The following is a 7,573-nucleotide window of genomic DNA, read 5'->3' as shown; positions in this document are numbered from 1 at the left end:
CCACCGCCTGGCTGTTGTCGCTGCTGCTGGTGGGCTGGCTGGCCGCCCGTTATGCCTCGCCCGATGCGGGTGGTCTGCGCGAGCGCCTGCGCCAGAGCGAGCAGCAGCTGGAGCAGCAGCGCGGGCAGATCGAAGAATTGCGGCAGAGGCAGGCCACGCTCGAGGCATCGGACAAGATCAGCCGCGCGGCCAATACCGAAGTGCAGGCCTCGCTGGCCGAGCGCGACGAGGAAATCGCCGGCCTGCGCGCCGATGTCGCCTTCTATGAGCGGCTGGTGGGGGCCACCAGCCAGCGCAAGGGCCTGAACGCCCATTCGATCGAATTTTCCGCCGAGGCGGCCGGGACCTGGCATTACAGCGTGGTGCTGACCCAGAACCTGAACCGCGGCGCCATCAGCCAGGGCCAGATGCGCTTCTCGGTAGAGGGCGTGAAAGACGGCAAACTGACCACGGTCAGCTGGGATGAGCTGCACCAGCGCAAGGATGTGCCCGGGCAGAACTATTCGTTCCGCTATTTCCAGCAGCTGGACGGGAGCGTGATGCTGCCCCGGGATTTCACCCCGCAACGTGTGCGAGTCTCGCTGTCGGGGCCCGGGGGAGGCGCCACACAGACATTCGATTGGAAGCTCGCCGGCAACGGCAGAGGGGAGTAATGATGTTCAAAAGCAAATCCAACCGCGACAGCCAGCTGGTCGTGGACGCCCTGATCGGGCCGCAGGTGGTGATCCGCGGCGATGTGGTGTTCAGCGGCGGGCTGTACGTGGAAGGCCGCATTCTGGGCAAGGTCGTCGCCGAAGACGGTGCCGAGGCGATGCTGACGCTGGCCGAACAGGGTCATATCGAAGGCGAGATCCGCGCCGCGGTGGTGGTGCTCAGCGGCCGCCTGGATGGCGACGTGTACGCCAGCGAGCGGATCGAGCTGACCCCGAGCGCGCGGGTGACCGGCAACGTCCATTACCAGGTGGTGGAGATGAATGCCGGTGCCCAGTTGAACGGTCGACTGGTCCATTCCGCCAGCGCGGTCGCCGCGCTGCCGTCGCCGGAGGCCAAGCGGGGCGGAAAGATCCGCCAAGCTGAAGCGGCCGAAGCTTGAATCCTCCCGGCCGCGTCCCCATGCTGACCCCATGAGTACGTTAGTGTCCCTGCCCGGCGCCAAGCCGGCACCTGATTACCAGTCGCTTGATCGTCCGCTCAATTTCACCGGTGCGGCCGCGGCCAAGGTGCGTGAACTGATCCAGGACGAGGGCAGTGACGCGCTGGCGTTGCGCGTCTACATCCAGGGGGGCGGCTGTTCCGGCTTCCAGTACGGCTTCGAGTTCGACGAGAACCGCGAGGCCGACGATCTGGCGGTGGTCACCGACGGCGTGACCCTGCTGGTCGATCCGCTGAGCTTGCAGTACCTGATGGGGGCCGAGGTGGATTACACCGAAAGCCTGACCGGCGCACAGTTCGTGATCCGCAACCCGAATGCCCGCACCACCTGCGGCTGCGGCAGCAGTTTCTCGGTCTGAGTCACCGGCCGCACACGGCGCCCTTGCGATAGGGCGCTTTGTCGGCACGCTCTGGCCGATGTCAAAGCTCTCCCTACCTTCCTTGGCCGGCTACGCGTTTACCGCCAGCTCCCTTGATCGCGCCGATGCGTTGCGCGATGACCCCGATGCGTTGTCCGGCCTGTGGCCGCAGGCCCGCGTGCTGGTGCTCGATACCGATGGCACGGCCTTGTGCGATGACAGCGGACAGCCGCTCCCGCTCAGTGGCCGGGATCTGGGCGGTGGCCCGGGATCGGCGATCTTTCTGGGCGTGGAACAGGGCCGTGCAGTGTTCGTGGTCGAGGCCGGTGCGGTGACGGTAAGCGCGCCGCAGCGGGTGGATCTGCGCCAGGCCGCGGCGAGCTGGTCGCCGGCCGATTCGGCCGCGTTCTGCTATGCCCGTGGCATGTCGTACTGGCATACGCGCACCCGTTATTGCGGCGTGTGTGGCGGCGCGGTGGATTTCCGTCGCGGCGGTTTCATCGGCCACTGCGGACAATGTGGCACTGAACACTATCCGCGGGTGGATCCGGCGGTGATCGTCGCGGTCGAAAACCAGGGGCGATTGCTGCTGGGACGCCAGGCCAGTTGGGCGCCACGCCGCTATTCGGTGCTGGCCGGTTTTGTGGAACCGGGCGAGACCTTCGAGCAGACGGTCAGGCGCGAAGTATTCGAGGAGGCCAAGGTGCGGGTGCGTGAAGCGCGTTATCTGGGTACGCAGCCGTGGCCGTTTCCGGGCGCGTTGATGGTCGGCTTCTGCGCCACTGCCGAGGACGATGTTCCGGCCGTGGATGGCGAACTGGAAGATGCGCGCTGGTTCAGTGTGGATGAAATCAGCTCGGCAATGCAGCGTGATATCGACGATGACGGGCAGGGTATCTTGCTGCCGCCGCGGATTTCCATCGCGCGGACGCTGATCGGGGACTGGTTCGACCGTCAGCGTCGTTGAGCCGCTGCCAGCGCCATCTGCGCCGGTTCCAAGGGGGAAGGCAATGCCGACAATCGTGACAGGAGAATCCGCATGTTCACGACACTGGTAGCGGTGATCGCCGCGCTGGTACTGGGCCATCTGGCGCCGGCGCAGATGGCCGCGCTGCGCGACTGGCGCTGGTTCGGGCGCTGGCTGGCGTGGGTGCAGGGTCAGTCGGAAACGGCGCAGGACAACCGCCATGCTTTGTGGCTGGCGATCCTTCCCTGCGTGCTGGTGGTCGCCGCGCTGCAGTGGCTGTTGTCCGGGCGGCTGTACGGCTTGCCGTCGCTGCTGTTCGGCATCGCCGTGCTGGCCCTGTGCTGGGGGCCGCGCGATCTGGATCGCGATGTGGAAGCGGTGATCGATGCCGAAGATGCAAACGCCTGTGGTGTGGCGATCTCGCAGCTGCAATGCGCCGGCGGCAGCCTGCGCGAGGATACCCCCTCGCTGGTGGATGCCACGGTGATCAATGGATTGCGTCGCTGGTTCGCCCCGCTGTTCTGGTTCCTGCTGCTGGGGCCGTGGGGCGTGCTGCTCTACCGGTTGCTGGCGCAGGCCGTGCACGGCGCGCAGGGCGCGTTGCTCTCGCCTGCGGCGCGCGAAGACGGCAACACCTTTTTGAAAATCCTGGAATGGCCGGTGGCGCAGCTGATGACGTTGGCGATGGCGCTGGCGGGCAATTTCGACACCGTGTCTTCGGCGTGGCGCCGTGCCGGCGGCAGCCGGGCATCGCTGTCCATCGGCTTCCTGGCCGAGGCTGCGCGCGCGAGTGTGGGGGCCGAGCTGGTGGAAGAAGCCGAAGCGGCCGAAGCGGCGCGATTGGAAGGCATGCTGCCGGCCGACGAGCGCTTTCCCGAACTGCGCGATGCGATGAGCCTGGTCTGGCGCATGCTGCTGCTGTGGATGGTGGTGCTGGCGCTGATGATCATCGCCGGCTGGGTCGGCTAGTCCCGCCAACAGGGAGTGCTGCAGGGCCACCGCGCCAGCCGCGCGGAAGGCGGCTGTATCAGCCGGCGCCAGCAGATGGAACGGATACCAGGGAAGGTTGCGGGTAACCCAGAAGCCGGCAATCAGTCCCATCCACAGCATCGGCCGCGCAACCGGTCGCAGCATCGGCTGAAGTGCTCTCGGCCACAGACCCGCGCCGTGCAGGGCCATCATCAGCATGGGCAGAATCGACACCACGAGCAGTGGGTTCATCGCCAGGGCCTGGGGCAGGTCCAGCTGGACCAGCGCATGCAGACAGCGGGTGCTGCCGCAACCCGGGCACAGGATGCCGGTGAGCATGTAGAACGGGCAGGCGGGCAGGGGATTGCCGGGTGTGTTCGGATCGATCCGGCCCAGCACGGCCACCGCACCGGCCCCGAGCGTGGCCATTGCGGCCAGCGGTGCATAACGCAACAGGTGCGGGGGAAATCTCATGTCACAGAGCGCAGGCCGGCCGCGGACAGCCGACCTGCGTAATGCATCAGTAACCCGATGCGCCGCTCATCGCACCGCCAACACCCAGCAGCACGAACACGACCACATACAGGATCACGACCACGACCCAGGCCAGGGCCGACCAGATGGCCCACTTCTTGGCCTTCTCCGAGGCGTCACGGGCACCGGCGACGTCACCGGCGGCCAGCAGGCCGTTGACCTTGGCGGCGTGGATGATCGAAACGATGCCCAGCGGCAGGCAGCAGAACAGGGTGGACAGGATCGCCCAGACGAGGTTGTTGGAAACGGCGGGACTGCTGGTGTTCACGAAAAACTCCTTGTTGAAAAATCAGCGAGACTTGCAGGCATTTGCCGCGATCAGCGGCGAAATGATCATGGCGGCGATCCAGCACAGGGGCCAGGTGATCCAACCGATGAACAGGAAAAGCAGCAGGAAATTGACGAAGGCCACGGCCCAGTAGCCGAACATGATGAACAGTCCGGTGGCGACATTGCCAGCGTACATATGGCCGATGCCGAACACCTGGAACAGGCCGGGGAGAACTTCCAGCAACGCCGCCACGCCACCGGATTTGTGCGGATGGTAGTAGTGGTGAACCTGCTGCGGAATGGGCGGCGCCGGCGCTGGTGCCGGTACCGGTGGTGTCGCGTTGTCCATGTATCCCCTGGGTGTCCCTTGCGTCGCATTGTCCCCTGCGATGCGTAAGCGCGATAGCGTAGCCAGTTGTCTTACGTCTGGAAAGCGTGGCGTGTGCTCAGGCCTCGCTGCCGCGCAATGCCCGCACCTTGTCCTCCAGCTGCGCGGCACCGGTAGCGGTTCCCTCCACCGGGGGCGCGGCGATGACGCCGATCTGGGCGCGGAAGCGGCGCGGTACCCGCATCCGCCCCAGCCGGGTGTCGCGCCGGCTCCACATGCTCGACCACATGCCGGTGAGCGCCATCGGCACCACGGGTACCGGGCGCCGCGCCAGGATCTTCTCCACGCCGGACTTGAACGCCGCGATCTGGCCATCACGGGTCAAGGCGCCCTCCGGGAAGATGCAGACCAGTTCGCCCTCGGCCAGCGCCGCATCCACCTCGTCGAACGCGCGCTGCATCAGCGCGGCGTCCTCTTTCGGGCTGGCGATGGGAATGGCCTTGGCGGTGGTGAAGATCCAGCGCATCACCGGGATGTTGAAGATCCGGTAGTACATGACAAAGCGCACCGGGCGCGGGATGGTCGCCGACAGGATCAACGCATCCATGTAGCTGACGTGGTTGCAGACGATCAGCGCCGGGCCCTCATCGGGCACGTGTTCCTCCACGCCGGTCACGCGCAGCCGGTACAGGGTGTGCACCATCACCCAGCTCAAAAAGCGCATCAGGAATTCGGGGACGATGGTGAAGATGTAGACCGCCACCACCACGTTGGCGATGGCCAGCGCCAGGAACAGCTGCGGCACGCTCCAGTCGAGCACGGTCTGGGTCAGCAGGCCCAGCCCGGCGGCCAGCACGATGAAGCCGGAGTTCTGGATGTTGAGCGCGGCGAACACGCGCGACATCTCCGACCTGGGCGAACGGCTCTGGATCAACGCGAACAGCGGCACCACGAAGAAGCCGGTGAACAGGCCGATGCCGAGCAGATCGATGACGATGCGCACGCTGCCGGGCTGTTGCAGGAATCCGGCCAGATCCAGACCGGCCACACTGGCCGTGCCGGTGCGGGCGAAATACAGATCGAACAGGAATGCGCTCATGCCGAACGCGCCAAGTGGCACCAGTCCGATCTCGACGATGCGCCCGGACAGCTTTTCGCACAGCAGTGAACCGGTGCCGGTGCCCAGCGAGAACAGTGCCAGCGCCACGATGTACAGCGTGGAGCCGCCGCCCAGATTGACCTCGGCGTAGGTGGGCAGCTGCGAGGTCAGGATGGTGCCGAAGAACCAGAACCATGACACGCCGAGAATGGCGTTGCGGACCGCCTTCTGCTTCTTGGCCAGGCGCAGCACCGCCAGCGATTCGCGCAGCGGATTCCAGTGGATTTTCAGGTCCGGCGCGCCGGCATCCACGCGCGGGATCAGGCGTGCGGCCAGGTTGCCGGCCAACGCCAGGGTGATGATCGCCACTGCCGCGACGATGGGGCCCTGGCTGCCGGCCAGCGCGAAGATCATGCCGCCGGCGATCATGCCGGTCAGGATCGAAATGGAGGTGCCCATCTCGACCAGGCCGTTGCCGCCGGTCAGTTCCTCGGGTTTGAGGATCGAGGGCAGCACCGAGTATTTCACCGGTCCGAACAGGGTGGACTGCAGGCCGGTACAGAACAGCGCGATCAGCAGCACCGGCATGTTCTGGGTGAGAAAGCCGATCGCCGCCAGCGACATGATCACGATCTCCATCAGCGTGGTGATCACGATCAGCCGCTGCTTCTCCAGCTTCTCGGCGATCTGTCCGGCCAGTGCCGAGAACAGGAAGTAGGGCAGGATGAACAGCGCCGGTGCCAGGTTGGTGTAGAGCGTGCGTTCTTCGGTGCTCACGCCCAGATAGAACAGTAGACCGATGATCGCCTGGCGGTAGATGTTGTCGTTGAACGCGCCCAGTGCCTGGACGATGAAGAACGGCAGGAAGCGTCGCTGCGTGAGCAATGAGAACTGGCTGTGGCCGGACATCGGGACTCCTTGGTCTGCGCGGCACATTAGCAGACCGTGATGGCGGCTGAAGTACCATCCAACGCGGCCTAGGCTTCTGGATCACTGTGTCATGGCGGTGTTTTCACCGCCTGCGCGCAAGCTCGGCAAAAATAGCGGCTCTGCCGCGCCGGACGCGGCCTTGTGCGATATGTCCTGTGATGAACAACTCCGCTCCAGTCGCCGCCGCGTCGCGGCCGCTGTCCTCCGCGCTGGTGCTGCTGCTGGCGATCGCGGTTGGTCTGGTGGTGGCCAGCAACTACTACGCCCAGCCGTTGTTGCAGCTGCTGGCCGGCGTATTCGACGTCAGTGCCGGGATGGCCGGCTGGGTGGTGACGGTGGCGCAGCTGGCCTATGCCGCCGGGCTGCTGCTGATCGTGCCGCTGGGCGACAGGCTGGAGCGGCGAGGTTTGATTGTCGGCCTGTTCGTGCTGGCATCGGTGGGCCTGGGGATCAGTGCCAGCGCCGGCAATTTCGTCCAGCTGCTGGCGGGTACCGCCCTGGCTGGGCTGAGCGCGGTGGCCGCGCAGATCATCATTCCGCATGCGGCCACGCTGGCGCGACCGGAGCAGCGCGGGCGCGTGGTCGGCACGCTGATGGCCGGCCTGCTGCTGGGTATTCTGCTGGCGCGGACCGCCTCCGGGCTGCTGGCGGGCATCGGCTCGTGGCACACCATCTACTGGGTTGCGTGTGTGGCGTTGCTGCTGTGTGCCCTTGTCCTGGCCCGGCTGCTGCCGCCATACAGGCCGACGGCCAGACTGTCGTATCCACGTCTGATCGGCTCGGTGCTGGTTCTGCTGCGCGATGAGCCGCTGCTGCGCCGGCGCTCGCTGCTGGGCGCATTGCTGTTTGCCGGTTTCAGCGTGTTCTGGACGCCACTGGCGTTCCTGCTGTCAGGGCCGGCCTATGGCTACTCGATCAGCACCATCGGCCTGTTCGGTCTGGTGGGCGCGGCCGGGGCGCTGGCG

The 7,573-nt window shown here is 66.0% G+C and carries 9 protein-coding genes and 1 pseudogene; 6 read left to right on the top strand and 4 right to left on the bottom strand.

The genetic code is table 11. The annotated features are described in order from the left end of the window. From JCM9942_RS08080 to ampE, 5 genes are all read left to right on the top strand, one after another. Positions 1 to 653 (top strand): DUF6776 family protein (locus JCM9942_RS08080; protein WP_054658943.1); only part of this gene is annotated, 653 nt, incomplete at its 5' end. Between the two features lie 2 nt (positions 654 to 655). Then, a complete protein-coding gene (locus JCM9942_RS08075) occupies positions 656 to 1,093 on the top strand; it encodes a bactofilin family protein (protein WP_054658944.1) in 438 nt (145 codons plus the stop codon). A gap of 31 nt (positions 1,094 to 1,124) precedes the next feature. Beyond that, a complete protein-coding gene (erpA, locus tag JCM9942_RS08070; RefSeq protein WP_054658942.1) occupies positions 1,125 to 1,511 on the top strand; it encodes an iron-sulfur cluster insertion protein ErpA in 387 nt (128 codons plus the stop codon). Between the two features lie 58 nt (positions 1,512 to 1,569). Continuing rightward, positions 1,570 to 2,478 (top strand): NAD(+) diphosphatase, encoded by a 909-nt coding sequence (nudC, locus tag JCM9942_RS08065; protein ID WP_054658941.1) that lies wholly within the window; start codon positions 1,570 to 1,572, stop codon positions 2,476 to 2,478. Positions 2,479 to 2,550: 72 nt separating this feature from the next. Beyond that, positions 2,551 to 3,447 (top strand): regulatory signaling modulator protein AmpE, encoded by an 897-nt coding sequence (ampE, locus tag JCM9942_RS08060; protein ID WP_054658940.1) that lies wholly within the window; start codon positions 2,551 to 2,553, stop codon positions 3,445 to 3,447. Between the two features lie 63 nt (positions 3,448 to 3,510). Here ampE and JCM9942_RS20700 read toward each other — a convergent pair. From JCM9942_RS20700 to JCM9942_RS08045, 4 genes and pseudogenes are all read right to left on the bottom strand, one after another. Next, a pseudogene (locus JCM9942_RS20700) lies at positions 3,511 to 3,921 on the bottom strand (DUF2752 domain-containing protein); the annotation flags it as partial. Positions 3,922 to 3,967: 46 nt separating this feature from the next. Continuing rightward, entirely contained in the window at positions 3,968 to 4,249 is a 282-nt protein-coding gene (locus tag JCM9942_RS08055; RefSeq protein ID WP_054658939.1) for a CD225/dispanin family protein, read from the bottom strand. Positions 4,250 to 4,270: 21 nt separating this feature from the next. Then, on the bottom strand, positions 4,271 to 4,504 hold the full coding sequence (locus tag JCM9942_RS08050) for a hypothetical protein (protein ID WP_157722828.1): 234 nt from the start codon (positions 4,502 to 4,504) through the stop codon (positions 4,271 to 4,273). Between the two features lie 193 nt (positions 4,505 to 4,697). Beyond that, the gene (locus tag JCM9942_RS08045; RefSeq protein ID WP_054658937.1) at positions 4,698 to 6,587 is read right to left on the bottom strand and encodes an MFS transporter; all 1,890 of its coding nucleotides are present in this window, start codon (positions 6,585 to 6,587) and stop codon (positions 4,698 to 4,700) included. Positions 6,588 to 6,766: 179 nt separating this feature from the next. Here JCM9942_RS08045 and JCM9942_RS08040 point away from each other — a divergent pair. After that, positions 6,767 to 7,573, top strand: an 807-nt coding sequence (locus JCM9942_RS08040) for an MFS transporter (protein WP_157722827.1), incomplete at its 3' end; no start/stop codon positions are given.

The sequence above is a fragment of the Stenotrophomonas pictorum JCM 9942 genome (assembly GCF_001310775.1).
GTDB classification, from domain to species: domain Bacteria; phylum Pseudomonadota; class Gammaproteobacteria; order Xanthomonadales; family Xanthomonadaceae; genus Stenotrophomonas; species Stenotrophomonas pictorum.
The sequence above is the reverse complement of the archived record's forward strand: the minus strand, read 5'-3'. Positions and strand labels throughout refer to the sequence as shown.